Source organism: Microbacterium sp. NPDC055442 (assembly GCF_053644215.1).
Genome location: NZ_JBSHLF010000001.1, coordinates 716,075 through 742,523, shown reverse-complemented (window position 1 = coordinate 742,523; position 26,449 = coordinate 716,075). Strand labels below are relative to the sequence as shown.

The following is a 26,449-nucleotide window of genomic DNA, read 5'->3' as shown; positions in this document are numbered from 1 at the left end:
GTCCCCACGGCGGTCAAGGGCGCCGCGTGCCAGGATGGGGGCGGGTCCGCCCGACGAGAAGACAGGAGCGACGATGACCGTGCCCGGATATCCGACCGAGGAGCCGACGCGCTCCGGTTCCGCTTCATCGCTTCTCCGCGCCGCGATCTGGGTCGCCATCGGTGCGCTCATCGCCGCCGCGATCGTGTGCGTCGTATGGATCTTCCTCGGCGAGCAGAACGGCATCGTGGGGCGCGCCTTCCTCACGATCCTGTTGCTCGTCGCCTTCGCCGGCGTCGCGATCCTCGACGCCCACCTGGCGGAGCGGCGCCCCGCGTGGTTCGCCCTGTCGAGCATGATCGGCTGGGTCGCGCTGCTCCTGGTGGGCGCGGTCATGGTCTGGATGCCCGAACGCTACGAGTACTCGGGGATCAGCCGGTTCGTGCAGTTCCTCGTCATCGTGCTCATCGTGCAACTCGCGCTGCTGCACATCCGCCTCTATATGAAGGCATCGCGGCGCTTCGTGACCGGCTTCACGCAGGTCGTCACGGTCGTCACGATCTCGCTCGTCGTCGGACTCGCGGCGCTGCTGTCCGTGCCGCTCGTGCTGTGGGAGTACGTGACGTTCACCGACCTGTACTGGCGCGTCATCGTGGCGGTCGCGATCCTCGCGGCCGTCGGCACGGCCCTCGTGCCGCTGGTCAACGTGCTCTTCGCGCCCAAGAAGGCGCCCGCGTACGACGGCTACAGCGCTCCCGCCCACCACGCGCAGCAGGTCCCGCCGGCCGTGCCCGCGCCCGTGCTCGCGCCCGCGCCCGCGCCCGTCGAGCAGCAGCACCCGCAGCAGTTGCCCTGGCCGACCTTCGTCGACGGTGTCACGCCGCTGCCGGTCATGCCCGACGGCCAGCCCGACTGGGGCGCCTACTACTCGGGCTATCCCTCGCCCGGCGCGCAGATCGTGGGTCACCCCGCGCCGGCGCCCGAGCCGGTGGCCCCGCACGCTCCGCAGACCCCGCCCCCCGGCTACGAGGGCTTCCCGCCGCCCCCGCCGCTGCCTCCGCGCGGCTGAGGCCGGCGGCATCCGTCCTCAGCGCGCGAGCAGCTCCAGGGCTGCCATCGCGGCGTTGTGGCCCGCGATGCCGCTCACGGCGCCGCCGCGTCGCGCACCCGATCCGCACAGCAGCACGGCGGGGTGAGGCGTCGCGACGCCCCAGCGCTGCGCGGGCGTGTCGAGGGGCTCGTCGTCGGCCGCCCAGGGCCAGGACAGCGAACCGTGGAAGATGTCCCCGCCCGTCATGCCGAGAGCGTCCTCGAGATCTGTCGTGGTCTTCGCCTCGACGCACGGCGTGCCGTCGGGCGCCTCGTAGACGAGGTCGGAGATCGGCTCCGCCAGCACGGAGTCCAGCGAGCGCGTCGCGGCGTCGAGAAGCTCGGCGCGCGCCGTGTCGCGATCGCCGCCCTCGATGATGCGGTGCGGCACCTGCAAGCCGAACAGCGTCAGGGTGTGCGCCCCCGATGCGCGCAGCTCGGGCCCGAGGATGCTCGGATCCGTGAGCGAGTGGCAGTAGATCTCGGCGGGGAGAGGATGGGGGATGCTGCCGCCGAGCGCCGCCGTGTGCGCGGCGTCGAGCTGACTCATCGTCTCGTTGATGTGGAAGGTGCCCGCGAACGCGGCTTCGGTCGAGACGTGCTCATCGCGCAGCCGCGGCAGGCGACGCAGCAGCATGTTGACCTTGATCTGGGCGCCCTCGGGCTGCTCCCGTGAGACGGGGAGGAACCGGTCGACGCCGCTCGCGTCGAGCAGGCCCTCGAGGACGGCGGGTCCGACGCCGCTCAGCACGAGACGGCCGCGCAGCGTCTGGCGGGATCCGCGCACGTCGACCTCGACCACGCCGTCGGGCGACACCGAGACGACCTCCGCGTTCGTGCGGATGTCGGCCCCCGCATTGCGCGCGGCGCGTTCGAGCTCGGCGCTGACGCGGCCCATCCCGCCGACCGGGACGTCCCAATCGCCCGTGCCGCCGCCGATCACGTGGTACAGGAAGCACCGGTTCTGACGCAGGCTCGCGTCGTCGGCGCTCGCGAACGTGCCGATCAGACCGTCGGTGAGGGCGATGCCGCGCACGAGGTCGGTCTCGAGCGAGTCCCGCAGCAGCGTGCCGAGCGGCGTGTCGACGAGCGCCGCCCACAGGTCGTCGTCGCCGACCAGCCGTCGCGTGTCGGCGCGACGGGCCAGGGGCTTCAACACCGTCGGGAACAAACGCCGGGCGACCGGCCCGATGCGGTTCGTCAGCGAGCCGTAGCGCTCGGCTTCGACGGCGTCGCCGGTGGCGCGCAGGAAGGATGCCACGGTCGCGCCGACGTCGGCGTTGTCGATCAGGATGCCGCGCGCGGGGTCGTCGGGCACGGGCGTGTACGACGAATAGCGACGTCGGCGCAGTTCGATCGAGAGGCCGAGGTCGTCGATGATGCGGGGCGGCAGCAGGCTCACGAGGTACGAGTAGCGGGACAGGCGCGCGTCGACGCCCTCCCATGGACGCTCCGAGACGGCAGCGCCGCCGACACCGTCGAGGCGTTCGAGCACGACGACGCTGCGACCCGCCTTCCCGAGGTAGGCGGCGGCGACGAGGGCGTTGTGGCCTCCGCCGACGATCACGACGTCGTGGGTGGAGGAGTGGACTGCATCGGCCATCCCTCCACGCTATCGGCCCGTCCGCGCCGGGTACCGTGGAGGGATGCCCTCGGTCATCGAACTCCAGGACCTCGCCGTCGCGATCGCGCAGGAAGCGGGGGAGCTCGCTCGACTGCGCCGAGCGGAGGGCGTCGCGATCGCCGCGACGAAGTCGGCGCTCGCCGACATCGTCACCCACGCCGACCACGAGGTCGAAGCGCTCATCCGCCGCCGCCTCTCGGAGGCCCGTCCCGATGACGGCTTCCTCGGGGAGGAATCCGGCGTCGAAGCCGGGACTTCGGGAGTCACGTGGATCGTCGACCCGATCGACGGCACGGTCAACTACGCGTACGGCGTGCCCACCTACGCCGTCAGCATCGCCGCTGTCGCGGGTGAGCCCGACCCCGCCACATGGGACGCCCTCGCCGGCGTCGTCTACAACCCGCCCAGTCACGAGCTCTTCCGAGCCGCGCGCGGTGAGGGGGCCTGGCTCGACGGGCTCCGGCTCGCTGTGGTCAGCGAGCCGCCGACGGCGGGCGCCCTGCTCGCGACCGGCTTCGGATACAACGCCGAGACGCACGTCGGAGACCTCGCGCGCGTCGAGCGCGTCATGCCGATCGCACGCGATCTGCGCCGTGCGGGTGCCGCGGCGCTCGACTTCGCCTACGTCGCGGCGGGCCGCTACGACGGCTATTTCGAGCGGGGTCTGTCGCCGTGGGACCACGCCGCGGGCGCGCTGCTCGTGCGCGAGGCGGGCGGACTCGTCGGCGGCTACGACGACGTCGACCCGTTCGGTCGGCACCTGTTCGTCGCCGCTGGACCCGCGCTGTTCGAACCGCTCCTCGAGCGCGCCCGTGGGTGATCGCTCGACACCCGGCATCCCGTTCATGGCATTCCCAGGCACCCCGGGGTAGTGTTTACCCGATCGTTACCTTCGCGCGTTCGCGTGTGGGGGTGCATGAAGCCCGTTCCGCCGCCTTTCCCCCGAGGCGACACGATCTGAAAGCCCCCGACCCTCTTGCAGCCCGACACGCCCCTGGCTCCGCCTGTGCCCACGCGCCGGTCGAACCGCTCCCCGTCGATGCCCGAATCGTCGACGAAGCCGACGACAGACGACCGTGACGAAGCGCAGCGACGATCCGTGGCAGCCGCGCGGACCGCGCTGGTCTGGGGTGCGGCGACCGTGACGACGGATGCCGCGACCGCCGGAACCGACATCGTTCCCGCGCCGGTGCTTTCAGGCGACGTCGTCGCCGTCGACCAGCCCGCCGCCCGCTCCCGCCGCGCGCTGCGTGCGGCTCGCACCGCTGTCGCGCCCGAAGTCTTCGAGCTCATCGAACCGCCCATCGTGGACGAAGCCGAGCCCGTCGAAGAGCCCGTCGTCGACGAGCCCGTGCGATCCGAATCCGTCGACGAGTTCGAAGCCGCAGCCCGGCTCTTCTCGTTCACGGACGAGACCCCGGTGATGTCTGCCCCGGAGCCTGCTGACACCGAAGCGGAGCCCGTCGCCGCGCACGTCGCGCCCCGCGGCGCCCGTCGTGGCCGCGCCGCCTTCTCGCGGGTCGCCGCCACCTCGTTCTCGTTCGGCGTCATGGGCGTGGTCGGACTGCTCACGGTCGGCCTCACGACACCCGCCGAGGCCGTCATCGCGGCGGGTGGCAGCAGCGCCGCCGCCATGTCGGTGCGGGCTCCGGTCGAACCCGCTGAGGACGAGACCATCAGCGAGATCCAGGCCTATGTCGCCCCGTCGAGCGTGCAGAACGCCGATGTGACGCGCGATGAGAGCTACTCGACGATCACGATGGCCGAGCTCGCTTACCAGTCGGGCATCACCAACATCTCGGACTTCTTCGTCAACGACGCCAACGCCGCCATCCAGTGGCCCTTCGCCGTCGGTGTGCCGATCAGCTACGGCTACGGAATGCGTTCGGGCAGGATGCACCAGGGTGTGGACTTCACCCCCGGTGCCGGTGCGCCGATCCAGGCGATCACCGACGGCACGGTGCGCGTCGCGACGAACAACGGCGGCGCCTATGGTGTGCACGTCATCATCGACCACGAGATCGACGGTCAGATGATCTCGAGCCACTACGCCCACATGATCCTCGACTCGATCCAGGTGGTTCCCGGCCAGAAGATCGAGGTCGGAACGGTGATCGGGCGCACCGGCAACACCGGCCGCTCCTTCGGCGCGCACTTGCACTTCGAGCTGCTGCTCAACGGCACGACGCACATCGATCCGCTGCCCTGGCTGCGTGAGCACGCGGGAGGCTGATCTGGATTCAGACGGATGCCGCGGCTCTGGTATTCTCGTCTAGTTGCCCGGCGACGGGTGGCACGCCCCGATAGCTCAGTGGCAGAGCACTTCCATGGTAAGGAAGGGGTCGTCAGTTCAATCCTGACTCGGGGCTCGTAGCATCCATGCTTTCGGATGCTTCGCGGCGGGGTAGCTCAGTTGGTGAGAGCGCACGACTCATAATCGTGAGGTCGCGGGTTCGAACCCCGCTCCCGCTACAGATCAAAACCCCGGATCAACCGGGGTTTTTCTGCATCTGAGCGGAGCGATTTCCCGTCCGATTTTCGCGATTTGCCCATAATTTGCCCACATTTGCCCACGGCGATGTGGGCAAACGGAGGTTCGTTCACGTCGTTTCGTGGGGTCTCGGAGCGGATGCCAACGCTGGAAAATCGGAGTCGCTGCACGCTGGCGTTGTACTGGCTGAGGCGCTCGAACCAGGGAGACTCCGACGCGCGGCCGGGACCGTCGGAGTGGACGGCTCTCGGCGCCCCTGGGTGCTCGCGGACGCGGCGATCCCTCGTCCCTCGAGGTGCGGCTCAGCAACCTTGGTTTACATGGCCAGGCGACAGTGCGGCCCGCTAGGATCTCGACCATGATGCGGTACGGGGGAGCGCTGTTCTTCGCGGTCGTCTTGATGCTCACTGGGTGCTCGCAGGCGGAAACGTCCGCGGGGAGCGAGCCTCTACTCTCCGAACCTCCGACTGAAGAGACGCTCTTCCTCCGAGGAGTGATCCTTGTCCCCGGCGGGGGGCCTAACCAAGCTCCGAGCGTTTGTGTCGCTGATAAAGGGTTCTCAGATTTCTCCGGTGGAACCCAGATCAGCGTTCTGGATGCTGAAGGAAACATAGTTGCGGTCAGTGAATTGGTCGACGGGTACAGCACCATAGGAGGCGGCTACCGCAGTGGCTGCGCATTCAAGTTCGAGATTGGCAACATCCCGGCCGGTAGAGGGTTCTATTCACTCGATGTGGGTAACGCGTTCCGCGGGATCTACACAGTGCCTGAAGGCGAAACTGGAAAATACATCTCAATCGAAATGGGATAACACTGGCCCCGCACCACACTGAAACACGATGGCGGTCGCCTACTGTAATGTATCCATCGCTCCGCCCGTGGAGGTGTCGAGCTACGTGCAGGTCTACGGACAGCTAGATCCCGGGGCCGTACGGGTCCGTGGTCGGCCCGGTTCGGGGAGTCGCTGGGTGAATCCATCGAGCGTCGCGGAAATGCCGTTCCGCTGCGATCTCGAGGGCGTCTGAGACGGTGTCGAGGTCGTCGTCGAAGAGATCGGCGTACACGTCGAGGGTCATTGCTGCGGAGGCATGTCCCAGCATCCGTTGGATGGCTTTGACGTTCGCGCCTGCGGAGACGGACAGGCTCGCGGCGGTGTGGCGCAGGTCGTGAGGGGTGACGACCGGGAACGTGGGATCCGCTTCGATGGTGCGCGCGAGGGCGGGGTTGAACACGCGTCGTCGGAAGTTGTTGTTCCGCAGTGGCGCTCCCAGCCATGACGTGAAGACGAGCTGGTCGGGTTGTTTGCCGGCGGCGCGGGTCGCGAGCGACGCGGAGAGAAACTTCGGATACTTCACGACGCGGGGCTGATCGTTCTTTGGGCTGCCCCAGACGAGGGTGCCGCCCACTTCGCTGACGCTTTCGACGACGGTGATCCGCCGATGGGCGAGGTCAAGGTTCCGTACGCGGAGGCCGGCAAGTTCGCCCCAGCGGAGGCCTGTGTAGGAGAGCACGATGAGCAGGTCGCCCCAGGGGCCGGCTTCGGCGGCGAGCTGGTGCACTTGCTGGTGGCTGAGGTATCCGCGTTGGGTCTTCTTGATGCGGGGGAGGTTGACGTCGTCGGCGGGGTTGCGGACGATGCGCCGGTCGCGGACCGCGAAGCGCAACATGCTCCGCAGGACCTGGTAGACCTGCCGCACGGAGGAGGGGGCGAGTGTCCGGGTGAGTTCTCCGACCCAGCGTTGGATATCCGCGTGGGAGATGTCGCCGATCTGACTGTCGCCCCAGCGTGGCAGGATGTGCTTGCTCAACGAGTACTGGTATCCCGATTTCGTGGTGGGTTTCAGATTGATGAGGGAGTCCAGCCAGACCTCGGACCAGTCGCGGACGAGGATGCGTGAGTCACGGTTCGCGATGTAGTCGCCGGTGCTCTTGCGCGTCTCGACGGATGCGAGGAACTCGACGGCTTCGCGTTTGGTGGCGAAGCCGCGCTTGTCGGTCTGCTTGCCCTCGGGAGTGCGGTACCGGACACGGTAGCGCTTGCCGCTCGCAGATGAGTAGCTGTTGACGCTACCCATCCGCCTGTCGGCCGGTGAAGTACGTGAGTCCTTCGAGGTATCCCTTGTCGCGGGTGCGTTTGACCCAGTCGCCGGCGGTGCGGTGGGGGATGCCGAGCTCGATCGTCATGAGCTGCAGGGGCGGTTGGCCGGAGAGGGCTGCGGCGCCGTAGAGGAGTTGCACGACGAGGAGGCGTTCTTCGCTCCACCCGCGTCGGGTGACTTCGGTGGCCATCCAGGCCGGGATGATCTTCCCCTCCGTGCGGGTGAGATCCGCAAGGGTCAGCCATCGTGCTGCCGGGTCCCCGAGATCGTCGAGGGTGAGAGCGATGCAGCGCGGAGTCGCGGCTTGCAGGATCTGCTGCACGACGAGCTGCCGGAGGTTCCCGGGGGTGAGCTCGCGTTCGGGGTCTACCGCGCGGGTGATGACGGCGCGGATGATGTACCGGCCCTGGGTGCGGGAGTAGACCGCTTCGATGGTGGTTTCGATGCCGCCGGGGTCATCCAGGGTGGTGGCGACGAATCCTGGCGCTATGCGCAACGCGGCCCCGACGACCACGGTCGCTTCCTGTTGGGCCATGGGTTGCCCGTCGAGAGTCTTCACGTCGACCTTCACCTCCTCATCATGTCTTACCGCGTTGCCGTTCCACGTAACCTCTTGACTAGTGTCTAGTTAAGATAGACACTCATGTCAATCATCAGTTGAGATACGTAGATCGGGGTTTGAGATGAGTACTGGCAGTTCGGTGGAGTTCGTGGCAGATCTGGACTCCAAGTGGCTGACCGCGGACGAGCTCGCCGCGGCTCTTCCCGGGATTACGCTGGGCAGGCTCTCGCAGTGGCGCAAAGACGGCCGCGGGCCGAACTTCCACAAGTTCGGTCGCACCGTCCTCTACTGCAGAGAGGAGGTCGATGAGTGGATCGCGGCCACCGTCCGACACTCCACCAGCGACCGCGGCCGGCGCCGGCCATGATCAACCACCCCACCGCAGCCCCACCCCACGTCGACGAGACCCACACAGGTTCGCCGGCACAGGTCGTGGTGACGGTGTACTCGGCAGGTCCCGGGTGTCGGCAGTGCGCGTTCACGTGCCGGCGGCTTGCGGAGCGGCATGTTCCGTTCGTCCTCGTCGACCTCTCGGACGAGTCCACCCCGGCGGCGCTGCGGGAGTACGTGACCGAGGAGCTCGGGTACTTCCAGGCGCCGGTCGTGGTGGTCGGGGATCACCCGCAGCATCACTGGAGCGGGTTCCGCCCCGATCTGATCGATGCTCTCGCCGGCTGGGCGGGCTCACCCATCATCCCGCACGCGCTTAGCGGAAGGACGTTGTCATGACGGAAGAACAAGCAGGTCAGGTCCTCACGCGGGTGGGGGCGTTGATGGTGATGTACGAAGCGGACATGCAGGCATTCGATCCCGACTTCGACCTCCCGTCCGAGATCGACTGGTGCCTGGAAAGCCTCACAGGCGAAGACCCGGCCGAACTCGCCCGGCTGCGGGAACTGTGCGGGCGGGCGATCCTCGACCCCACCGGACACCGCCGCCCCTTCTGCGCCGCGCTCTACATCCTCGACACGGCCGGCTGAGAACGGTGAGCGGGGAAACGGTGGCTCCGGACGAACGCGCGCCGCAGGACGCCGACGCCAGGGAGCGTGCTCTGGCCGCGAAACGCGCGTACAACGTCGCACACAAAGAGCAGCGGCGGAGGTGGGATGCGGCCAATCGGGAGAAGCTGAACGCGCAGCAGGCTGCTCGGATGCGTCGCAAGCGCGCAGCAGAAGCGAAGCACCAGGCTGACCTGGAACGCGGCCGCCGGTACCGAGAGGACAACCGAGATCGCGAACGGGAGCGTCTGCGTCGATTCCGTGAGGAACACCCCGACCGGGTGCGGGAGTACCAGGCCCGGTACAAACAGCGACACCCGGAACGGGTCGCCCTGCAGGGCAGAGAGGCGACTATGCGGTACCGGGACGCCGGCGGGGAAGCGTTCCGGGAGCGAGAGCGGCGGGCCGCGGCACGCCGCCTCGCCGCCAACCCGAACATGCACCGCGACTACTACCAGCGCAACCTCGAACACCAGCGCGAGCGTAGCCGGAACGCCGCGCGTCTGCGCAGCCGGCTGAAAGCACTCGGCCTCCCACCCCGGCACGTGCGACGCACCTACGCCAGCGACAAGCGCGCCAACGATCGTGCGGCAGACGAATTCTTCTCCCGCACCACCGCCACCAACCCCGACCTCGCGGCACGGCTGACCGCCGAGTCCCCAGAACAGGCCGCGGGGACTCGGTGGCGTGCATGGCGGAACCTGAAGGAACGTCCCGATGAGCCCACTCCGCGCAAGCTTCTCGAGCAATTCCACCGGATGTCCGCCGCCCACCGGCTTCGCGCCCACATGGACGACGAACTCCAAGCGGCGATCGCGCAGGTCGAGGCGGTCCGCGGTGCGCAGATCCGCGAAGAGGTACGCCTTGATGCCATCGCCCGAAACGGACGCCGAGGCCCCCCGATCGACATCCCCACAGAAACCGCCCGGCGTGTCCGGCTCGCCGCCGCTGGTGTCATTCATCGCCATCACCGGGCAGACGCACGTGCGGCTCGCCAGGCTCTCGTCGACGCGATGAGCGCCGTGCAGCGGGCCGAGTGGTGGCACACCGCTACCCGGCACGACATCACCGAACTCTGGCACCTCGCTCACACCCTCGGCGCCGGCAACCCCGCCGAACGTGCCCACCTTGCAGAACTCCTCCGCCGCGGCAGCCACCAACAGTACGGCCTTCCAATCCGACACATCATCGCAGGACGCGCCCCCGTCCGCCCCGGCGGGCCCGTCACCCGCGCATGGGCTGACCGCTCAAGTCCGTTCCCGACCACGGCCGCCGCCCCGCGGGCTATTGGCGAGCGCAGTAGGTGAGGCGGGAGCGTCCTCCAAACGAGTGCGGAGTGGGGAGGGTCTAGGAAGACACTGACGCGCGATCGCGATCAGCGTTCGTGCGTTTGTCAGCGGGAGAGAGTGCGCGCTCGACGGCGCCTCTACTGACACCCAGGACGCGAGCCACATGCGACATCGACCGACCGTGCGCTCGCAGCTCCCGGGCGATCGCGACTCGCTCATCCGTCATCACGGACGGCCGTCCGAGTCTGCGTCCCTCCGCGGTCGCAGCTTCCATCCCCTCACGGGTGCGGAGCCCACGAAGCCGACGCCGCAACGCCTCCAGCTCGCGGAACATCTCTGCCGACGACGCAGGTCGCTTCTCGTCGGTCGAGAGTACGGGCTCAGCAACACTCCGCACGGCGGCCCCCCGAGCATCCAGGTCTGCAATGGTGGCGACGAAATGCGGCAGCGACGGCGACAGGCGCGCCGCCTCCGAGACGATCAATACATCACCGGCCAATAGGGATCGTAAGCAGTCCTTCAAGCCGGACCGACCCGACGTGCGCGCTCCCGCACCCGCGGAGTCGGTAAAGACGACCTCCGCACCCAGGCTGCGCAAGGCCGCGGCGTCTATTTCGACGCTTGAAGTGGCGGGTAGAGCGCGTGTGTACCCGACGAGTCGTGTCATCGTGACGGCCCCGTCGACTCCGGCACAGGTGTCCGGACCACCGGGGCGGGCACCACGGGAGTGGGCACGGGCACGCTGCCTCGGAAGGCCACCAGGCGGCTGGCGACGCGGCGCTCCAGTTCCGCGGACACCCGCGAACCGGCCGGGACGGGAAGCTGTGGGATCACCTCGCTCAACGCCATCTGGTGCGCAGCCACCAGCGTCTCCAGACCCTCGGCAGGTAACGTCGGCCGCGCCTGCGCGAACTCGGACAGACGCCGCAACTCGCTCAGCCAGTGCGTCGCCTCCAACGCAGTCAAGGCTCGTGCACGTGCGCGATCAAACGCCGCACCCACCTGGTCAACGCCATCGTCACCGTCCGATTCGGAAATGGACGCTCCGGTGTCATCGACGAGGACGAGACTGTCCACGTCGCCAGGCTCGAGTGACCGAATGAGTGTCCGGGCGGCCGACCATCCCGCATCGTGGTCGTCCACCGTGATGAGTGGCGCGGTCATCCGGACCCGTGCCGCCGAGAGGTAGGTCGACGCGACGGCGAGCAGACTGACTGGGCGAGGAGACACCACCGTCGCCACTCGCGTCTGGAAGCCCGCCTCCGCGAATCCCTGCGCAGTACCGAACGCGGCCTGCGGGTTGCTGAACCCACCCTGCACGACCAGCGGCAGGTGATGATCTCGCGCATGAGCCAGGCACATACGCAACCAGGCGGCCGCCGAAGCTTCGCTCGCAGATTCATCGAACGAGGCCAGATCCGCGGCGCTCACAACTGCCGCACGCTGCTCGCTGATGAGCCTGCTCAGCACACGCCCTGCACCGGCGCCGGGGGGATCAACGAGAAGCGTCATAGTAGGGCGCTCAGCTTCTTCCACCCCGTCGAACAGGAGCGGCGCGACCCGATCAACGAACTCGTCCCGCAGTGCCTTACTTGAGCCGACCGCGGCGTTCACGGAGAGGATTCCTTCTCCACTTCAAGGCGCAACTCGAGCGATCGGGTCACCTCGTCCACAGCCGCGCGGTCGAACCCATCAACAGCGAGTACCGCCCGCCGTAGAGCGACGACTGCGGCAGCGTCCGGCGCAATCGTTGATGAAGCGGGCTGTGAGAGTTGTGCTGCGAACGTTCTCAAAAGTGCGCGGAGTCTCTCGTAGGCGGCGGTATCCCCGTCGTGCCAGGCTGGAATCTGTCGGGCCATGATCCCCTTCCTCACGCGAGTCTACCCACCTGTTCGAAAAGGATCATGGAGCTTTTCGTGCCGTCGCGTGGTTGGAGAGCACTAGCGGCGCGACCGCAGGTCGCCGGAGCCTGCCCCTCTCGATCATGGTCGCATCGTTAGCGGTGTTGGCATCGATCACGACAGGCCATCGCCTCGACGGCCATCCTCAGCCTGCGCTTGGAGATGTCAATGTCGTTCATGCTCGCTTCGCTGCGCGTGCTCCACATTGACATCTCCCGCGCTCCGGCCGTGGCAGGCCGCCTATCGAGCCGATGACCCACCCAAGACCGCTCAGGGATCGGCTTACGGCACGGCGGTATGGTCAAGCGGATTTCCGGGTGATGCCGGCCGTAGGTGGTCATGCAGCCCTCGACTCCTACCCGGGCGTCACCGCCTTTGTCCCTCACCTGCGTTGAGCCCGCATAGGGTTGGCTACGTGGACCAGGTCATCCTCATGTGCGGTCCGGCTGGATCGGGGAAGTCGACCTACGCGCGTGGCCTGGAGGCCCGGGGCTATGTCAGGGTCTCGTTCGACGGCGAGGCGTGGGCCCTCGGGCACCGGACCCACCCGATCGGCGACGACGCGCGCCAGGTCGTCCACGGAACGCTCCAGGACAAGCTCGTCGACTGTGTGAAGCAGGGGAAGGGCGTCGTCGTGGACTCCTCGTTCTGGTCCCGTGCCTCGCGCGATGAGTTCAGGCGGCTCTGCGCCCCCCTCGGCGTCGTCCCGGTCGTCTACTACCTGGACACCAGGCGGTCGATCCTCCTGGACAGGTTGGCCCAGCGCGAGAACTCCGGCCCGGACGACATCGCTGTGTCGCGCGAGCGAGCGATCGCGTACATCGACGGGTTCGAGACGCCCACACCTGAAGAAGGCCCACTCAGGATCGTCCACGTGACAAGCCCGATGTGATCGTGGCTGCGCCCAGACCGGCGCCACGCCCACGCTGGTCGCCCTCCTGACTCGAAGGGGTATCCCCGGTGGGCGGTCTCGCAGAGACACATCACAGTCGCCGATTCTCATTGCCTGCCCCGGCTTCATTCCTCAGCTACAGCTCGCACGCCTGCGTCGGATCTGCTCATCGACCGGCGCAATTCTCGAGCCGCCGCTGCGGTCTCAAGAAACCTCTCCGTCGGCGCCGCCCATTCAAGGACCTGCCGAGGCCGTTCGTTGAGGAGCCTCTCGATGCGTTCGAGCTCGTCGTTACTCGTCGCGTTCATGTTCGTGCGCCGCGGGAGGTACTGGCGCAGGAGGCGGTTAGTGTTCTCGTTGGTGCCGCGCTGCCACGGGCTGCGGGGGTCGCAGAAGTAGACCGGGGCGTCGATGAGTGCGCTGAGGAAGGCGTGGTCGGCCATCTCGCGGCCGCGGTCCCAGGTCAGGGACTTGCACATGCCGGGTGGGACGTTGAACAGGGCGCGGGCGACCGCGATGCTGACGTCCTTGGCCTTGATCCCGTCGGGCAGCGGCACGATCTTCAGGTAGCGGGTGGTGCGCTCGACGAGGGTCGCGACCGCGCTCGGGCGCTTGCCCATGACGAGGTCACCTTCCCAATGACCCGGCTCGAGCCGGTCGGTCACGGTGGCGGGGCGGTGGTGGATGGAGACCATGTCGCGCAGATGCCCTCGCCCGTGCGATCGCTTCACGAGCCGGGGCCGGCGCATCGTGCGACCGGACCGCAGCCGCTGGTACGTGCTCTTCGGCAGGTTCCGCGATGCCGGCAGATAGACAGCGCAGTAGATCGTCTCGTGCGAGACCCACATGCCCGGCTCGTGGGGATGTTCGCGGCGCAGCCACGCCGCGATCTGCTGCGGGGACCAGTCCAGCTCGAGCCGCGAGAGCACCACCGCCCGTAGCCGCTCGTCGCTCGCGAGACGCGGCACCCGCGACCGCCGGGCTTCGACGCGGGCACGCTCATCGGCGACCGTCGCACGGTAGGCGTCACGGCCGCCGTTGCGGGCGATCTCGCGCGAGACCGTCGACGCCGACCGCCCCAACCCTTCGGCGATCGCCCGGGCAGAAAGACCAGCAGCGATCCCACGCGAGATCTCTTCCCGCTCACCTGGACTCAGATGCCGTGGGGAGCGTCTCGGCAACGCGGGTCGCACCCCACCATGACGCAGCAAGTACCGGCGCACGTGATGCGACGGGACGCCGGCCCGATCGGCGATCCGCCGCAGTGACTCGCCCTCGCCCCATGCCTGCCACACGACGTCCTGTACTGCCGCTGGCAGCGACGTCACCACACTCATCCCAGCCTCCACGACAACGCATCATCTACCCTCGTGGTGCGTTGGTGGGTTGAGACCGCCATCGTTTTCGGTGGATCGGTCGGCGTCGACGACGAGGTGTGTGGAGTTTGACGCTTTGTGGCGGCGTTCTATGATCGCACGGTGTCGCAGACAGGGCACAGTGTTGGCCTGCCCGAGGAACCATGCGGCCTTGCCGACACTCTGACACGAGGCCCAGTCGAGGTCCTCGACATCCGTGATCGTCAGACCTACCAGCGTGAGGGGCGGGAGCGTGAAGACATCGGCCGGTCGAGACCGGCCGATGTCTTCACGCGGCGGCGGGGCGCGCTGCCCGGGGTGGACCAAGACGATCCTCGTCCGCAACATCCTTACGGAGCGGTGACACAAGTAGACGTCAGTTGGCGTGCTCGTCCGGCGCGCTGTCCTCGGGCTGGACGGTCCATGCGGGAGGCTCGTCCTTACCGGTCGCTTCGTCTTGTTCTGCCTTGTCGCTGGTTCCCTGGGTGATGCCAGGTGCGTGGTGCACCGGGGCATAAATCGCGTAGAGGCGCAGCGGTTCGTCGCCAGTGTTGATCACGTCATGCCAGGTGCCGGCGGGGACCTGGACAGACCACCCATCCGAGACGTTTTGCTCGAAGTCGAGCCGGTCCTTGGCCGGGCCCATGACGGCCCTGCCCTGTCCGGCATCGAGGCGCAGGAACTGATCGGTGTTCTGGTGGACCTCCAGGCCGATGGACTCCCCGACCGGGATAGACATCAGCGTGACCTGCAAATACTTCCCGGTCCACGCCACGCTGCGGTAGTTCTCGTTCCGCCGGGTGGCCTCTTCGATGTCGAACGCGTTCGGGCGGGGCCCGATGTCGTTGATGGTCATTGTGTTCTCCTTTCGTGCTCGGACTTCGAGTCCAAGTCAGCATCATCTTTCGGGGGGAGTCAAGGGTGGGTGGGTTTCGGCGAACCTCGTGGAGGCGAGGAGAGCGAGTACGACGCCGGCCCCAGCGACGACGAGGACGCCGCTTAGTCCGGCTGCAGTGGCGCCCATGGTGGCGACCAGGGCACCGGCGAGCCCGGTGCCGATGGCGATGCCGGCCTGGTTGCCGAGCTCCATCTGCGATGAGGCGCGCCCGACCGTGCCAGCGGCATCATCGAGGACGGCGATGGAGTTGATCGTGAAACCGAGACCGGCGCCGAGCCCGGCGATGATCCAGCCCACGGCGGCGACGGGGACGGGGACGGTGGTGAGGATCACGGCACCGATCACCGTCAAACCCGCGATGACGAGAATCGCTCCGAGGCGCGCGATGCCCCCCCTTGGTCATGCCCCACTTCAGGAGCCGGGCGGGGGCATAGGCGCCGGCGGTCCACCCGATGATGCCTGCGGTCAGGACGATCCCGGCGAGTGTAGCGCTGATCCCTCGCACGCTGGTAAGGGCGAGCGGAATGAACAGGTCTGCGGTGAAGAACGCCATGGACAAGGCGGCTGCGAACACCACATTCGCCGGGAGCCCTCGACGCGCGGTGAGCGTCCCGGCAGGCAGAACCCGCCGGACGTGCGTGCGCGCCCTGACCTCGAGCTCGCGGAGGTTGCGGCTGACGCGTTCGATACGTAATTCAGTACAGGCGTATCGAGGTGGCTGCACCACTGGGCGCCGATTTGTGGGCGCGAAAAAGCCCCCCGACGCAGGTCGCGTCGAGGGGCAGGTGAGTACGATCCGGTCGTGACTTCGTCTGATCTTCACGAGGCCTTTCCGACTGCTCGGTCTGCGGGCTGAGCTGCCGATACCGGAGGGCGCCCGGGAGGGTCACACGCCGACGCGCGGCGGGTGGTGAGACGGTCAGTGATGACTCAGTTGTAAAGCATGCCGCCGTCGACGAGAAGCACCTGGCCGGTGACGTAGTCCGAGTCGGGGCCGGCGAAGAACGACACGACCTTCGCGACGTCCTCGGGGGTCTCGATGCGGCCGAGCGCGATGCCCTCCACGTTCTCCTTGAGGTTCTGGCCGAGTGGCTTGCCGTTGATCTTGCTGAGCTCGGCGTCGATGAGTTCCCACATGCCGGTGCCGACGATGCCGGGCGCGTAAGCGTTCACCGTGATGCCCTTCGGAGCGAGCTCCTGCGCGGCCGCCTGGGTGAAGCCGCGAACGGCGAACTTCGAGGCCGAATACGCGCTGAGGATGGGGAACCCCTGGATCGACGCGATGGATGCCGCGGAGATGATCTTTCCACCGTGACCGAGCTGTTCGAACTTCGCTGCGGCCGCCTGGATGCCCCAGACCACGCTGTCGACGTTGATCCGGAAGATCTGATCGAGCTCTTCGGCGGTGATCTCGAGTACGGGCTTGATCTGGGCGATGCCGGCGTTGTTGACGATCACATCGAACCCGCCGAGCTGTTCGGCGGCTGCGTCGACAGCGGCAACGACCTGGTCGCGCTTCGACACGTCCGCAGCGACGAAGACCGCTTTTCGGCCCAGCTGCTCGATCTCGGCGACGACCGAATCACCCTTCTCGCGCTGCGGCTCGATGTCCGCGACGGCGATGTCAAAACCGTCGGCGGCGAGACGAAGCGCGATGCCGCGCCCGATCCCCTGCCCGGCTCCGGTGACCAGTGCAACCTTGCCCTGAATAGCCATTCTCGTACTCCTTTTCAGATGCGAACGGACGCCCAGCAGATTGGATGTTCGCGGGCCTGGCGCGTCGTACAGTGCAGGGCCAGCAGAAGTGGCTGCCCGTCTCCCACTTCAACATGGCGAATCGATTTGTATTCCCTGGCGCTCCTGACGTGCCAGGGTCACGCCATGAACGGCATGAGTTCGGGAGGCATGGTCACAAAGGGCCGCATCATATCGCGATCCTCGTGCTCGAGGATGTGGCAGTGGTACATGTAGCGGCCGCTGTAGGCGTGGAACCGGACGGCGATCTCGACGATTTCGTGGGGGTTGACGCGGACTGTGTCTTTGAGCCCGCGCTCGTTGGCGTCGATGACGTGGTCGAGCTCGTCGTCGGGGTCGCGACCGAGAGTGATCCGCGCGCTGAGGTCGAGATCGCCGATGCCGTCGTCGGGGATCTCCCAGCCGATGGGCCGGCGCGCGAGGACCTGGAAGGGATCGAGGTGGATGTGGATGGGGTGCGTGTCATCGGTGAGGTTGATGAGCTGCCAGATCTCGTACTGGCCGAGCATCGGGAAGAACGTGGCGGTGTCCTCGAAGTGGGCGGCAACCGCGCGGTAGCGCGTCGTGTGGTCGCCGTCGGTGAGGGTGATCAGCGGACCGGTCGTCTCGTCCTCGTCGTCGACAACGGCGAGCTCACGCATGGTCAGCATGTTGGGTACGTCCTCGAACTCGCGCTCGACAAGCGCGATGGCACGCCGCGGCGCCGCGTCCAGCTCCTCGGGTTTTGGCAGGGCGAAGTCGGTCGCCAGTTCGCGGGGCACCGGACGGTGCGCGACCGGGCCCGGGACGACACGGAAACGCATGACCTGGGGGTACGGCAGCAGCGCGTCGAGATCCGCGGCATCGGCGGCATCAGCGGCGGGAAAGGGCGCGCCATCGAACGGAGCGCCGGCGGTGTTGTAGAGCGTGAGCTCGGTGCCCGGTTGGAGGTCCGAGAAGTCGACGAGCAGGTCGGCGCGCTCGGCTGAGGCGAGGACCAGCCCGTCGGGTGGCAGCGCGACGGGCTCGCGGAGTAGGCCCGAGTCGGTGCCGATCTGAGTGATGCGATCGAATTCGGGCACGCCGTCTCGCAGCAGCACGAGCCGGAAGGTGCGGGCGTTGGAGCCGTTGAGCACGCGGAAGCGGTACGTGGCGGGCTGGACGTCGAGGATAGGCCAGACTTTGCCGTTGACGACCGTGAACGGCGCGAAGGCCTCCATCACCCCAGGGTCGGTCTTGTGCACCAGCTGGCCGGTCAGCCGACCGCCCTCGTCGAGTCCGAAGTTACGGTCCTGCAGCAGCAGCGGCACCTCGTACGGTGGTCCCTCGGGCAGCCCGAGGTCACGTTCGCGCTGGTCGCGGATGATCCACAGTCCCGCCAGCCCGGCGTATACGTCGAACCGAGTGACGCCCATCACGTGGTCGTGGTACCAGAGCAGCGTCGCGCGTTGGTCCATCGGGTAGTCAAATACGGCGAGCTGGCCGGGTGCGAAGAGGTTCTCGGTCCAGCCGTCGTACACGGCCGGTGTCAGGCCACCGTGCAGGTGCACGACCGAGTGTCCCGTCAGCGCCGCGGCGTGCGGGTCCGGCGTGCCGCCGCTCAGACCGGGACTGCACTGCACAGGCACACCGTCGGCGTCGACCTCGTCGCCGGCCATCGTTACGATGACGGGCAGCCCGCCGTCAAGCTCGTTGCGCCACTCGACGCGGACCGGGTGGCCGCGCTCAGCCTCGATCGTCGGGCCTGGGAGCGTGCCGTCGTAGCCCCACACACGCGACCGGGGCAGATCGCGATGGAAGCTGTGTGAGCCGGTACGGATCCGCACCGTCAGACGGCCGTTGTGATCGCGCGCGAGCAGGCGCTCGGGCAACGGCAGAACGTCGACGAACGGCGTCAGAGGCATGCGCTGCGCGGCGGCCATGCGCTACACGCTACCAGCCCGCCCGACGTGTCGTGGGACTATGCGCACACGGGCATAACGGATCCCTATCCGGGCACCGCCCGAAAGCCGATGGTTGCGGGCGGGCTAGGAGGCGCACGATTGTGGCCCCTGGCATAGTTTGCCCAGGCTGTCGGTTGTTACCTACCGTGCAGCGAGCCCCCCGCTCGCCTTCCACGGCCCTGCCCATTTCGTAGTGCAGGGCTCGCGAACGGCTAGGGCAAACGACTGGTCGACTACGTCCTTGCGCTAGCTTGATCGAGTGGACCAATTCGGGGGTGATTTCGCCGACTGGTGGAACTCTCAAGCGTGGGGGACAGTGCCAGAGTGGTTCGCCGCCATCGGGACGGTCGGCGCCTTCGCAGCCACCATCCTGATCATCCAGTCCGAGCGCATCCGGAGACGCAGAGCGCAGGCCGACGCCTTCGTGACTCACACATCCGTCAGGTGGACACCCAAGGTCGCACTCGACGGCCTGTCCGCGCGCAAGATGCGCAAGATCGAAGAGGAAGAGGGCGGTCAGCTTTACCACTGGGTCATCCGTCTCTACGTCCACAACACCAGCAACCAGCCGATCGTCTACACGAACCTCCGCAGTGACCCCCGCCTCGGTATCGACTACCACGTCCACCAGACCATGCACATCAGCGACAGCGGGGACATGGCCATCGCGCCAGGTGAGTCGTTCAGCAAAGACGTCGGGGGCTTCCCAGATAGTCCGAGCGGCAAAGAGTTCTACCTCCAGTTCATCGACGCCTCGGGCAAGTCCTGGGTGCGCGAGATCATGAGCGGTCGGTACTTGCCGAAGTCAGAGCGCAAGGTGATCCGCGACATCTGGACTGCGCAGCAGCGCAAGTGGCAAGCAAAGCTAGTGGACTGGCATACCGAGGTTGAGCAGGCCTAGACGGTATGTAGTGGCCCTCTTCTGGTGAGGGGGTCGCGGGACGGGGCCTCACTCACAAAACTCGTGGGTTACCGGGCGGAGGTGGTCCGTCCGGCCTATCCAACAGTTGTGGGAGGCCCCGTGTTCACTGAGCGTACGAGTGTTGGGCTCGACGTGCACGCCCGTTCCGTCGCAGCAGCGGCGATCGATGGCGTGACCGGCGAGCTGTTCCAAGCGAAGCTGCCGCCGGGCGATGACCGAATTCTCGAGTGGGTGCGTGGGGTGCCCGGTCCGGTCGCGGTCGCCTACGAGGCCGGTCCTACGGGGTTCGGGTTGTATCGGGCGCTGACGAGTGCGGGGGTCAGGTGCGTGGTTGCTGCGCCGTCGAAGCTGCAACGACCGTCGGGAGATCGGGTGAAGACCGATGCGAGGGACGCGGTGCATCTGGCCAGGCTGCTGCGGTTGGACGAGATCACGCCGGTCGCCGTCCCGACAGCCGATCAAGAAGCCGCCCGTGACCTGGTCCGCGCCCGCGAGGACTGCCGGGGTGATCTGATGCGCGCGAGGCACCGGCTCAGCAAACTGTTGCTTCGGCACGGGATCGTTTACGACGACGGTGCCGCATGGACGGCCAAGCACGACCGGTGGCTGGCCGCTCAGCACCTCACTGGCGCGGCGTCGCAGGCCGCATTCGACGCGGAGTACGAGACGGTATTGCAGATCAAGGCACGTCGTGATCGGCTCGATCGCGCCATCGGAGTCCTCGCGGGCGATAGTGAGTTCACCCCGGTCGTGCGTAGGCTCGGCTGCCTGCGCGGGGTGAGCACGCTGACCGGGTTCGCGTTGGCGGTGGAGATCGGCGACTGGGACCGATTCACCGGAAACAGCATCGGCTCGTTCGTCGGGCTGGTGCCCAGCGAGTTCTCCTCCGGTCAATCCCGAATGCAGGGGCCGATCACCAAGACCGGAAACGGCCACGCCCGCCGACTGCTCGTCGAGTCGGCCTGGCATCACCGGCCCTCCTACCGTGTCGGTGCAGTCATGCAGGGTCGCTGGGAACAAGCACCCGTCGCCGCCCGCGCCCGCGGTGACCTCGGCAACAGGCGGCTCCACGACCGGTGGGTGCGGTTCATCGAACGCCGCAAACGGTCAACGATCGCGAACGTCGCCGTCGCGAGAGAACTCGCCGGCTGGTGCTGGTCGCTGGCGGTGATGGACGACTGAACCGCCCTTGAGCTGCTTCGTGATCCCGGCGGTCGGCGGCAGCGCGAGGAGCGACCCGCGAAACAACTATGAGCAGTCCGCGCAACCGGGCGACGCTCGTTCCTAGACACGCGGACCCGCTCCTGCCGAAGAACCGTCCTGCGGTATCCAACCCGCGAATATCAGACTGACCGCGCGTCGCAACGACACGCTCACCGGCCCACCAGACCACGACGCAAGAGGCGCCGCCCGGGATTCCCGGACGGCGCCTCGCTACGCCCTCTTGACAAGAAGGCACTACATATCAGTCGTACGAGCCCTGCCGAACTGCTGAGGGAGTTCGAGCGGGTTCAAGTGGAAGCGACGGGCTACATCGACGCGCTCGTCGAAGTTGGCGCTACCTTCTCGCCGATACTCTCGGCCGTCCTCAGGATCCCTATCCGGGCATTGCCCGCGAGCGGGGCGCCTACGCGCAATTCCTAATCGAGCCTGCCGCGACGCCAACGGCCCAAGCGTGTGGCGTGTCGTCGGCATCCGGCAGGATGTGAGCAGCGCCCGGAATGTCTCGGGGCTTCCGTCTGGGGCGGAACGCGATAGGGATCGGATCAAGACACATGGGGATGTTCGACTGGCTGTTCGGCAGACGGAACGCAACCGCCGCACCCACGATTGCAGCCACACGGCCGATCGCTGCGTCCACGAGCGCCGTGCCTCATTTCGCGATTGTCGATGTGGAGACGACCGGGCTCTCCCCACGTCAGAATCGCATTGTCGAGCTCGCGGTGATTCGCGTCGACGGCGAAGGGAACGTGGTCGATGAATGGTCTACACGGTTCAATCCGGAGGGCCTCGTCGGTGCGACTCACATACACGGGATCACGCAGGCGGACGTGGCGGGTGCACCACTCTTTCGTGATGTTGCAGCTCGCCTGATCCCGTACATCTCGGGCGTGCCGATCGCGGCGCACAACGCAAACTTCGACCTCGCGTTCCTGCGAGCGGAGTTCCAGCGCGCGGGCTGGGATACGCCGTGGATACCAACTTTCTGCACCCTCGACGGCAGCCGCGAGTATCTGCCCGACTTGGATCGCCGGCGACTGGCCGACTGCTGCTGGGCGGCCGGAGTCCCGCTTGAGAATGCCCACTCGGCGCTGGGCGATGCACGTGCGACGGCAGGACTGCTTCGCTTCTACCTCGCCCGGGCGGGCCGGCGCCAAAGTCAGGTTCTGAGCGCCCTCCGCGACGAGGCCCGCTCCGTCAGCTGGCCGCCGAGTCCGTCCCGCACCCCTGCAACCCCGTTTGCCAGCCTCGCCGCAGAGACGGGTGGTCGCACGAAGCGAATCACCCCAGCCGGGCCTCAGCAGCCACCGCTGCTTCGACAACTCACCGACGTCAGCCTCCTCAAGGTAGTTGAAGAGGGGGCACCTGAGGGAACCCTCGCGTACCTCGAGACGCTCCTCGACGCACTTGAGGACGGTGAGATTAGCGACGAGGAAGCCGGCGAACTTGGCGAGCTGATCGGGGTCTATGGGCTCACTGACACTGACCTCCACGCAGCCCATCGAGCGTTCGTCCTCGCACTCGCGCACAAGGCCGTCGACGATGGCCACGTCTCGCACGACGAGCGGGAAGAGCTGCACACCTTGTGCGATGCGCTCGACGTGCCCCGCGCAGCCGTCAATGAGTTGATCGCGCACGCGGCGGCTGCACGCGCCGCGCGAATGAGCGCCGACCTTCTCCCTCTGCCCGACGACTGGGACCTCGGGATTCCCCTGCGAGTGGGCGACAAGGTCGCATTCACCGGCTGCGACGATCGTCAGCGCGACCGGCTCGAACGCCGCGCCATTGAGCTCGGCGTCCGCGTGATGAACAACGTGTCCCGACTCACCTCGATGCTCGTGACCGACGGGTCCATGGACGGCATCAAGCTCGCCAAGGCCCGCGAAGTCGGAACCCGAATCGTGCACCCCAACACCTTCGAAACCCTCCTCGCACACCTCCAACCTGCCGCTCCGGCCGAAGAGCGCCCTCGAGTTGCCAACCGACCAACCCAGCCTGCACAGGCGCCGCGTCGGGAGGCCGTGGCGGGGAACGAGCCGACCAACGATGCGTCTCCCAGCGTCGTGCGCACTTGGGCGCTCGCTAACGGGTACGCAGTCGGTGTCCGGGGTCGTATCTCCGCCGAGATTTGGGACGCATACGCAGTCGCGCACACCCCAGACGTCCCTCTCGTGCGCGCGAGAGCGACAGATGTCCGCGTAGACGAGTTTGAGTTTCAAGGCAAACCGATGGCACCTCTCGGCGAGTGGGCCTACGCACCTATCGTCCCTACCCAAGCGATGGGGCTCACAGGCGGCGATGACATGCATGTCGCCCGGACCGACGACTACCGGGCCAACGTGCGGGACGCTCTTCTCAGGTGGCAGGACGAAGAAGACGGCCCGCTGATGGCGATGCTCGTCGCCGAGCCCCTCCACCCACGCATCGTGCACGCGGTACGAGTCGACCTCGTGGCGGGGCGGGAGCGGACGATCGCCGGTTACCTCCCGGACTCCCAGTCGGCGACACTCCACGAGTTAGTCAAGTCGGCGATGGACATCGGTGCCCTCCCACTGCTGAATGCTCACGCATCCGGCGGAACCAGCGAGCAACCGGCTATTGAGCTTCGGCTCATGCATCTCGCCGACGACCCCGCGAGGAGCTCCGTTACCGACGAGATGATTGCCCGCACCAATGAGAGACGCGCAAGCGAGATCGGGAACGGCTGAGCAGCGTCCGTCGCGGAGCTCACCGCAGGCAAGCGGTGGAGCCGATCAGATGGGTTGGTGGCGCTGAACACCGTTGGCGGTGGACCAGGAACCCGCATGCTCTACCAATACGCAGCGATGATCTCGACCTCCAAGAACTGCGACTTGCCCGACTCCTCCAATGGCTCGGTCACCGAAGTGGAACCTGACGACCACGGCCACAATGCGAACCGCGTCCGCGCGCTATCGCGAAGCGAAGCCTTGACGTCGTCAAGGACGTTTGCGGCGCCGGAGAAAATCGCCTGGTCGATTGATCTGAACAGCTGTGTCTGTTCAACAAGGGATAAGCGCTCGACGGCGACGTCGAAGGAATCTCGCACTGTGGCGATGCTGTTCGCGTCAACCGTGGGATCCACGTGTGCGGACATCGCGGTCACATACCAGTCAAACAGCTCGTAAGACGGTGGCCGATTCTGCTTGCCGCGCTGGTGCCCCGTGCGAAGCGCGCCGAGAAACATCGGCCCAAGCGCATCAACCGTGGCAGCGAGTTCATCATTGATCGTTCGCAGGATCGTCCCGACATACGAGCTCGCAGGTCGCGCGGAGAGAGAGGGCGATACTACCCGGCAAAGGATCCTGAACCGGTGATCCTGGAACAGAGTCCGGCCCGGATCACCCCAGAACCACTGTGGCTGGACAACACTCTCAATTACGATCCCGTCGCGCGGCGGTGCGGCCACAAGCCACTGGACGCCCTCGATCTCTTCAATGGTTAGGTTCGGTCGATGGCCCACAACCGGGATTGCATCCCCGTTCAGCTTGTCAATTAGGTCAGTTAGCGGCCGCGTGGTCTTGAAGATCTCTCGTTGCTCCAGCGACAAGAACGTCGGATACGCCTCCATGACGTCCGTTACGGCGACCATCGCCGTCCGTACGCGGAAGATGTCGGCAGCGGACACGTCCGACTCGATCTCGAAAAGATCTCCGCGCCGGACATCAGCTACGGGAATACCCTGCTTCCATCGCCGGAGCGCCTTGCTCTCCCGCCGGGCGATCGCCTCACGCTGTCGTTGACTCAGCTCCGCGGGATCGAGTCCATGAATCGCAAAGCGACTCATGTTGCGCTGGCGAAATCTTGCGAACGCCGATTGAGCGACGGACTTGCGGAGCTCCTGCACCTGCCTGCCGCGCACGCTCTTCAGACTCGGAGAAAAGCTGGCCTGCTCGAAAAGGCCGTCGGCAGTCGTCGCTGACACTCCAACCTCGGTCGAACGCGAACTAGTGCGAGTGCTCTCAACGAGAATTTCTCCGTCGACGGACGCCAGGAGGCTCTCAACACTGACTTCGTCGAGATAAACAAACTCACGAATTGCGGGCTGAATCGCCCGACGCCACCAGAGCCAGCCCAATTACATACCCCTCGTCTTGACCGAATCGTTGGCCCGCAGCACAACGGAATGCTGATCCCGTGCTCGCTCATAGCCGCGCACAATGTCTTCCAGGGTGAGGTCCGATCTGCCCTCGGCCGTGCGCCACCCGTCAGCTTCAGTCCAGATCAGCGCCAACTCGGCGGGCGACCACCCATTGCTCGAGGCCGCGAGCCACGGTAGACAGGCAGGATCACCTATCTGCACCGTCACAGCCTGCGCGTGGAGGATCTCGAGCCGCCCCTGAAGGGTGGGAAGCCTGAACTCGACGGGAAAATCGAACCGCCCCGGCCGCAGGAACGCTGGATCTACGTCCTCCAATCGATTCGTGGCAGCGATCACGAAGGGCTTGGTCGCATAGGCGGCGCCGTCCATGAGGGACAGCAGTTGTCCGACCTGTCGATTGATGGCCTCGTGCACGTCAGGACCTCTGCGCGAGCCGATGGTGTCGAATTCATCGATGAAGATAATCGACCGCGGCTTCTCGCGCGCAAGGCTGAACAGTGACCGGAACGCACGTTCGGTAGAGCCAAGGTACTTATCCATCAGTTCCGGTCCATTGACAGTGATCAGATCAGAGCCGAGTGATTTCGCGACTGTCCGCGCAAGGTGGGTCTTTCCTGTCCCCGGAGGTCCGAAGAACACCGCGCCAGCTGGGGGCTTGGGTCGATCACTGCGGCCAACCATCTCAGCTCGAGACCTGAAGTTGGCTTCAAGCAGCCGGATCAGTTCGTCGACTGTCTCGCGCATGCCCCCGTATTCGGCAGCGGCCTGTGGCTCTGCGGTGTACGACTCCACGTTGAACGGCGAAATGACCTCGTCGATCTGGATGATCACTGCCGACTCCTCATCAGTGAGCGGACACCAACGTTGTTGTGTGTCGTCGAAGACGTATCCAGCATCGACGCGGGGTTCGACGACGTCCTCGACCCCGAGTGCCCGGATCGCCCCAGCAAACTCCATCAAGATTCGTTCGTCACCGATGTGCTTGAGAGTCCCGACGTTCCGAGCTGTCCGCGGCCACACTGTATCGGGCGGTGCACCAAGGAGATTGCCCGAGCGCATTCCGACGCTGACAAGCGAGCCCTCATCGCCTGGCAGGTCGTCTACCGAATAGTGGACCATGCCGCCGCTCACGAGTTCTACCCATGCTTCGTCAGCGTCAACATCCACTGAGATCACGCGACCCAGTGTGAACAGCTCTGGCTCAGTCAACCACGCCTCCCCTGCGGCAGAACTCGACTCTATCGGGGCCCACCCACCCTCTATCGCTCATCGCTCCGCGAACTCCACGAGCCTCAACTTCGAGCACGAGCGACACCGTGGGAGTCATCGGGA

The 26,449-nt window shown here is 66.6% G+C and carries 24 protein-coding genes and 2 tRNA genes; 14 read left to right on the top strand and 12 right to left on the bottom strand.

The window, feature by feature from the left end:
* The first annotated feature begins 73 nt into the window (after positions 1–73).
* A complete protein-coding gene (locus ACWIBS_RS03655) occupies positions 74–1,048 on the top strand; it encodes a hypothetical protein (protein ID WP_376125077.1) in 975 nt (324 codons plus the stop codon).
* 18 nt (positions 1,049–1,066) lie between these two features.
* On the opposite strand, the gene ACWIBS_RS03650 is transcribed toward ACWIBS_RS03655, so the two are convergent.
* The gene (locus ACWIBS_RS03650; protein WP_376125080.1) at positions 1,067–2,671 is read right to left on the bottom strand and encodes a phytoene desaturase family protein; all 1,605 of its coding nucleotides are present in this window, start codon (positions 2,669–2,671) and stop codon (positions 1,067–1,069) included.
* A 43-nt stretch (positions 2,672–2,714) separates the two neighbouring features.
* Here ACWIBS_RS03650 and ACWIBS_RS03645 point away from each other — a divergent pair, with 43 nt between their 5' ends.
* The 5 genes from ACWIBS_RS03645 (at position 2,715) to ACWIBS_RS03625 (ending at position 5,994) form a co-directional block, all read left to right on the top strand.
* Positions 2,715–3,512: an inositol monophosphatase family protein gene (locus ACWIBS_RS03645; protein WP_376125083.1), complete on the top strand. Its 798-nt coding sequence runs from the start codon at positions 2,715–2,717 to the stop codon at positions 3,510–3,512.
* 279 nt (positions 3,513–3,791) lie between these two features.
* Positions 3,792–4,925, top strand: a complete 1,134-nt coding sequence (locus ACWIBS_RS03640; RefSeq protein ID WP_376125084.1) for a M23 family metallopeptidase — start codon at positions 3,792–3,794, stop codon at positions 4,923–4,925.
* A 64-nt stretch (positions 4,926–4,989) separates the two neighbouring features.
* Positions 4,990–5,061, top strand: a tRNA-Thr gene (locus tag ACWIBS_RS03635).
* A gap of 29 nt (positions 5,062–5,090) precedes the next feature.
* A tRNA-Met gene (locus tag ACWIBS_RS03630) sits at positions 5,091–5,164 on the top strand.
* A gap of 377 nt (positions 5,165–5,541) precedes the next feature.
* Positions 5,542–5,994: a hypothetical protein gene (locus ACWIBS_RS03625; RefSeq protein WP_376125087.1), complete on the top strand. Its 453-nt coding sequence runs from the start codon at positions 5,542–5,544 to the stop codon at positions 5,992–5,994.
* A 103-nt stretch (positions 5,995–6,097) separates the two neighbouring features.
* On the opposite strand, the gene ACWIBS_RS03620 is transcribed toward ACWIBS_RS03625, so the two are convergent.
* Entirely contained in the window at positions 6,098–7,258 is a 1,161-nt protein-coding gene (locus ACWIBS_RS03620; RefSeq protein WP_376125089.1) for a site-specific integrase, read from the bottom strand.
* Positions 7,251–7,817, bottom strand: coding sequence for a hypothetical protein (locus ACWIBS_RS03615; RefSeq protein WP_454136463.1), 567 nt, complete (start codon positions 7,815–7,817; stop codon positions 7,251–7,253). Before ACWIBS_RS03615 ends, ACWIBS_RS03620 begins: the two co-directional genes overlap by 8 nt.
* A gap of 148 nt (positions 7,818–7,965) precedes the next feature.
* On the opposite strand from ACWIBS_RS03615, the gene ACWIBS_RS03610 reads away from it, so the two are divergent.
* Genes ACWIBS_RS03610 through ACWIBS_RS03595 form a run of 4 tightly spaced genes read left to right on the top strand, consistent with a single transcriptional unit; the run spans position 7,966 to position 10,149 of the window.
* Positions 7,966–8,211: a helix-turn-helix transcriptional regulator gene (locus ACWIBS_RS03610; RefSeq protein ID WP_376125094.1), complete on the top strand. Its 246-nt coding sequence runs from the start codon at positions 7,966–7,968 to the stop codon at positions 8,209–8,211.
* Positions 8,208–8,573, top strand: a complete 366-nt coding sequence (locus tag ACWIBS_RS03605; RefSeq protein ID WP_376125097.1) for a glutaredoxin family protein — start codon at positions 8,208–8,210, stop codon at positions 8,571–8,573. Before ACWIBS_RS03610 ends, ACWIBS_RS03605 begins: the two co-directional genes overlap by 4 nt.
* The gene (locus ACWIBS_RS03600; protein WP_376125100.1) at positions 8,570–8,824 is read left to right on the top strand and encodes a hypothetical protein; all 255 of its coding nucleotides are present in this window, start codon (positions 8,570–8,572) and stop codon (positions 8,822–8,824) included. The genes ACWIBS_RS03605 and ACWIBS_RS03600 overlap by 4 nt, the downstream gene beginning before the upstream one ends.
* 20 nt (positions 8,825–8,844) lie before the next feature.
* Complete coding sequence (locus ACWIBS_RS03595; RefSeq protein WP_376125103.1) at positions 8,845–10,149, top strand: hypothetical protein; 1,305 nt, start codon at positions 8,845–8,847, stop codon at positions 10,147–10,149.
* Positions 10,150–10,189: 40 nt separating this feature from the next.
* On the opposite strand, the gene ACWIBS_RS03590 is transcribed toward ACWIBS_RS03595, so the two are convergent.
* Both ACWIBS_RS03590 and ACWIBS_RS03585 read right to left on the bottom strand, forming a co-directional pair.
* Positions 10,190–10,798: a recombinase family protein gene (locus ACWIBS_RS03590; protein ID WP_376125106.1), complete on the bottom strand. Its 609-nt coding sequence runs from the start codon at positions 10,796–10,798 to the stop codon at positions 10,190–10,192.
* On the bottom strand, positions 10,795–11,745 hold the full coding sequence (locus ACWIBS_RS03585) for a zeta toxin family protein (RefSeq protein WP_376125110.1): 951 nt from the start codon (positions 11,743–11,745) through the stop codon (positions 10,795–10,797). The genes ACWIBS_RS03590 and ACWIBS_RS03585 overlap by 4 nt, the downstream gene beginning before the upstream one ends.
* Positions 11,746–12,447: 702 nt before the next feature.
* Between ACWIBS_RS03585 and ACWIBS_RS03580 the strand changes: the two genes are divergently transcribed.
* On the top strand, positions 12,448–12,924 hold the full coding sequence (locus ACWIBS_RS03580) for an AAA family ATPase (RefSeq protein WP_376125112.1): 477 nt from the start codon (positions 12,448–12,450) through the stop codon (positions 12,922–12,924).
* Between the two features lie 125 nt (positions 12,925–13,049).
* Here ACWIBS_RS03580 and ACWIBS_RS03575 read toward each other — a convergent pair whose 3' ends face one another.
* The 5 genes from ACWIBS_RS03575 to ACWIBS_RS03555 all read right to left on the bottom strand — a co-directional run bounded on the left by ACWIBS_RS03575 (position 13,050) and on the right by ACWIBS_RS03555 (position 18,833).
* Positions 13,050–14,252, bottom strand: a complete 1,203-nt coding sequence (locus tag ACWIBS_RS03575; RefSeq protein WP_454136459.1) for an IS30 family transposase — start codon at positions 14,250–14,252, stop codon at positions 13,050–13,052.
* A 403-nt stretch (positions 14,253–14,655) separates the two neighbouring features.
* A complete protein-coding gene (locus ACWIBS_RS03570; RefSeq protein WP_079113303.1) occupies positions 14,656–15,135 on the bottom strand; it encodes a cupin domain-containing protein in 480 nt (159 codons plus the stop codon).
* A gap of 42 nt (positions 15,136–15,177) precedes the next feature.
* Entirely contained in the window at positions 15,178–15,510 is a 333-nt protein-coding gene (locus ACWIBS_RS03565) for a hypothetical protein (RefSeq protein WP_140403531.1), read from the bottom strand.
* Between the two features lie 597 nt (positions 15,511–16,107).
* Complete coding sequence (locus ACWIBS_RS03560) at positions 16,108–16,893, bottom strand: acetoin reductase (protein ID WP_376125116.1); 786 nt, start codon at positions 16,891–16,893, stop codon at positions 16,108–16,110.
* 158 nt (positions 16,894–17,051) lie between these two features.
* Complete coding sequence (locus ACWIBS_RS03555; protein WP_054682937.1) at positions 17,052–18,833, bottom strand: multicopper oxidase family protein; 1,782 nt, start codon at positions 18,831–18,833, stop codon at positions 17,052–17,054.
* A gap of 280 nt (positions 18,834–19,113) precedes the next feature.
* On the opposite strand from ACWIBS_RS03555, the gene ACWIBS_RS03550 reads away from it, so the two are divergent.
* From ACWIBS_RS03550 to ACWIBS_RS03540, 3 genes are all read left to right on the top strand, one after another.
* Positions 19,114–19,755: a hypothetical protein gene (locus tag ACWIBS_RS03550; protein ID WP_376125120.1), complete on the top strand. Its 642-nt coding sequence runs from the start codon at positions 19,114–19,116 to the stop codon at positions 19,753–19,755.
* 120 nt (positions 19,756–19,875) lie between these two features.
* Positions 19,876–20,958 (top strand): IS110 family RNA-guided transposase, encoded by a 1,083-nt coding sequence (locus ACWIBS_RS03545; protein WP_376125123.1) that lies wholly within the window; start codon positions 19,876–19,878, stop codon positions 20,956–20,958.
* 593 nt (positions 20,959–21,551) lie between these two features.
* A complete protein-coding gene (locus ACWIBS_RS03540) occupies positions 21,552–23,705 on the top strand; it encodes an exonuclease domain-containing protein (protein WP_376125126.1) in 2,154 nt (717 codons plus the stop codon).
* A gap of 101 nt (positions 23,706–23,806) precedes the next feature.
* On the opposite strand, the gene ACWIBS_RS03535 is transcribed toward ACWIBS_RS03540, so the two are convergent.
* Positions 23,807–25,093, bottom strand: a complete 1,287-nt coding sequence (locus tag ACWIBS_RS03535) for a DUF6414 family protein (RefSeq protein ID WP_376125129.1) — start codon at positions 25,091–25,093, stop codon at positions 23,807–23,809.
* Positions 25,094–26,293 (bottom strand): ATP-binding protein, encoded by a 1,200-nt coding sequence (locus ACWIBS_RS03530; protein ID WP_376125132.1) that lies wholly within the window; start codon positions 26,291–26,293, stop codon positions 25,094–25,096.
* Between the last annotated feature and the right edge of the window lie 156 nt (positions 26,294–26,449).

Excerpts from the sequence above, each read along its gene's own strand:
- ACWIBS_RS03655 (WP_376125077.1), top strand. The coding sequence starts at position 74 with ATGACCGTGCCCGGATATCCGACCGAGGAGCCGACGCGCTCCGGTTCC.
- ACWIBS_RS03650 (WP_376125080.1), bottom strand. The coding sequence starts at position 2,671 with ATGGCCGATGCAGTCCACTCCTCCACCCACGACGTCGTGATCGTCGGC.
- ACWIBS_RS03645 (WP_376125083.1), top strand. The coding sequence starts at position 2,715 with ATGCCCTCGGTCATCGAACTCCAGGACCTCGCCGTCGCGATCGCGCAG.
- ACWIBS_RS03625 (WP_376125087.1), top strand. The coding sequence starts at position 5,542 with ATGATGCGGTACGGGGGAGCGCTGTTCTTCGCGGTCGTCTTGATGCTC.
- ACWIBS_RS03620 (WP_376125089.1), bottom strand. The coding sequence starts at position 7,258 with ATGGGTAGCGTCAACAGCTACTCATCTGCGAGCGGCAAGCGCTACCGT.
- ACWIBS_RS03615 (WP_454136463.1), bottom strand. The coding sequence starts at position 7,817 with ATGGCCCAACAGGAAGCGACCGTGGTCGTCGGGGCCGCGTTGCGCATA.
- ACWIBS_RS03610 (WP_376125094.1), top strand. The coding sequence starts at position 7,966 with ATGAGTACTGGCAGTTCGGTGGAGTTCGTGGCAGATCTGGACTCCAAG.
- ACWIBS_RS03605 (WP_376125097.1), top strand. The coding sequence starts at position 8,208 with ATGATCAACCACCCCACCGCAGCCCCACCCCACGTCGACGAGACCCAC.
- ACWIBS_RS03600 (WP_376125100.1), top strand. The coding sequence starts at position 8,570 with ATGACGGAAGAACAAGCAGGTCAGGTCCTCACGCGGGTGGGGGCGTTG.
- ACWIBS_RS03590 (WP_376125106.1), bottom strand. The coding sequence starts at position 10,798 with ATGACACGACTCGTCGGGTACACACGCGCTCTACCCGCCACTTCAAGC.
- ACWIBS_RS03570 (WP_079113303.1), bottom strand. The coding sequence starts at position 15,135 with ATGACCATCAACGACATCGGGCCCCGCCCGAACGCGTTCGACATCGAA.
- ACWIBS_RS03560 (WP_376125116.1), bottom strand. The coding sequence starts at position 16,893 with ATGGCTATTCAGGGCAAGGTTGCACTGGTCACCGGAGCCGGGCAGGGG.
- ACWIBS_RS03555 (WP_054682937.1), bottom strand. The coding sequence starts at position 18,833 with ATGGCCGCCGCGCAGCGCATGCCTCTGACGCCGTTCGTCGACGTTCTG.
- ACWIBS_RS03540 (WP_376125126.1), top strand. The coding sequence starts at position 21,552 with ATGGGGATGTTCGACTGGCTGTTCGGCAGACGGAACGCAACCGCCGCA.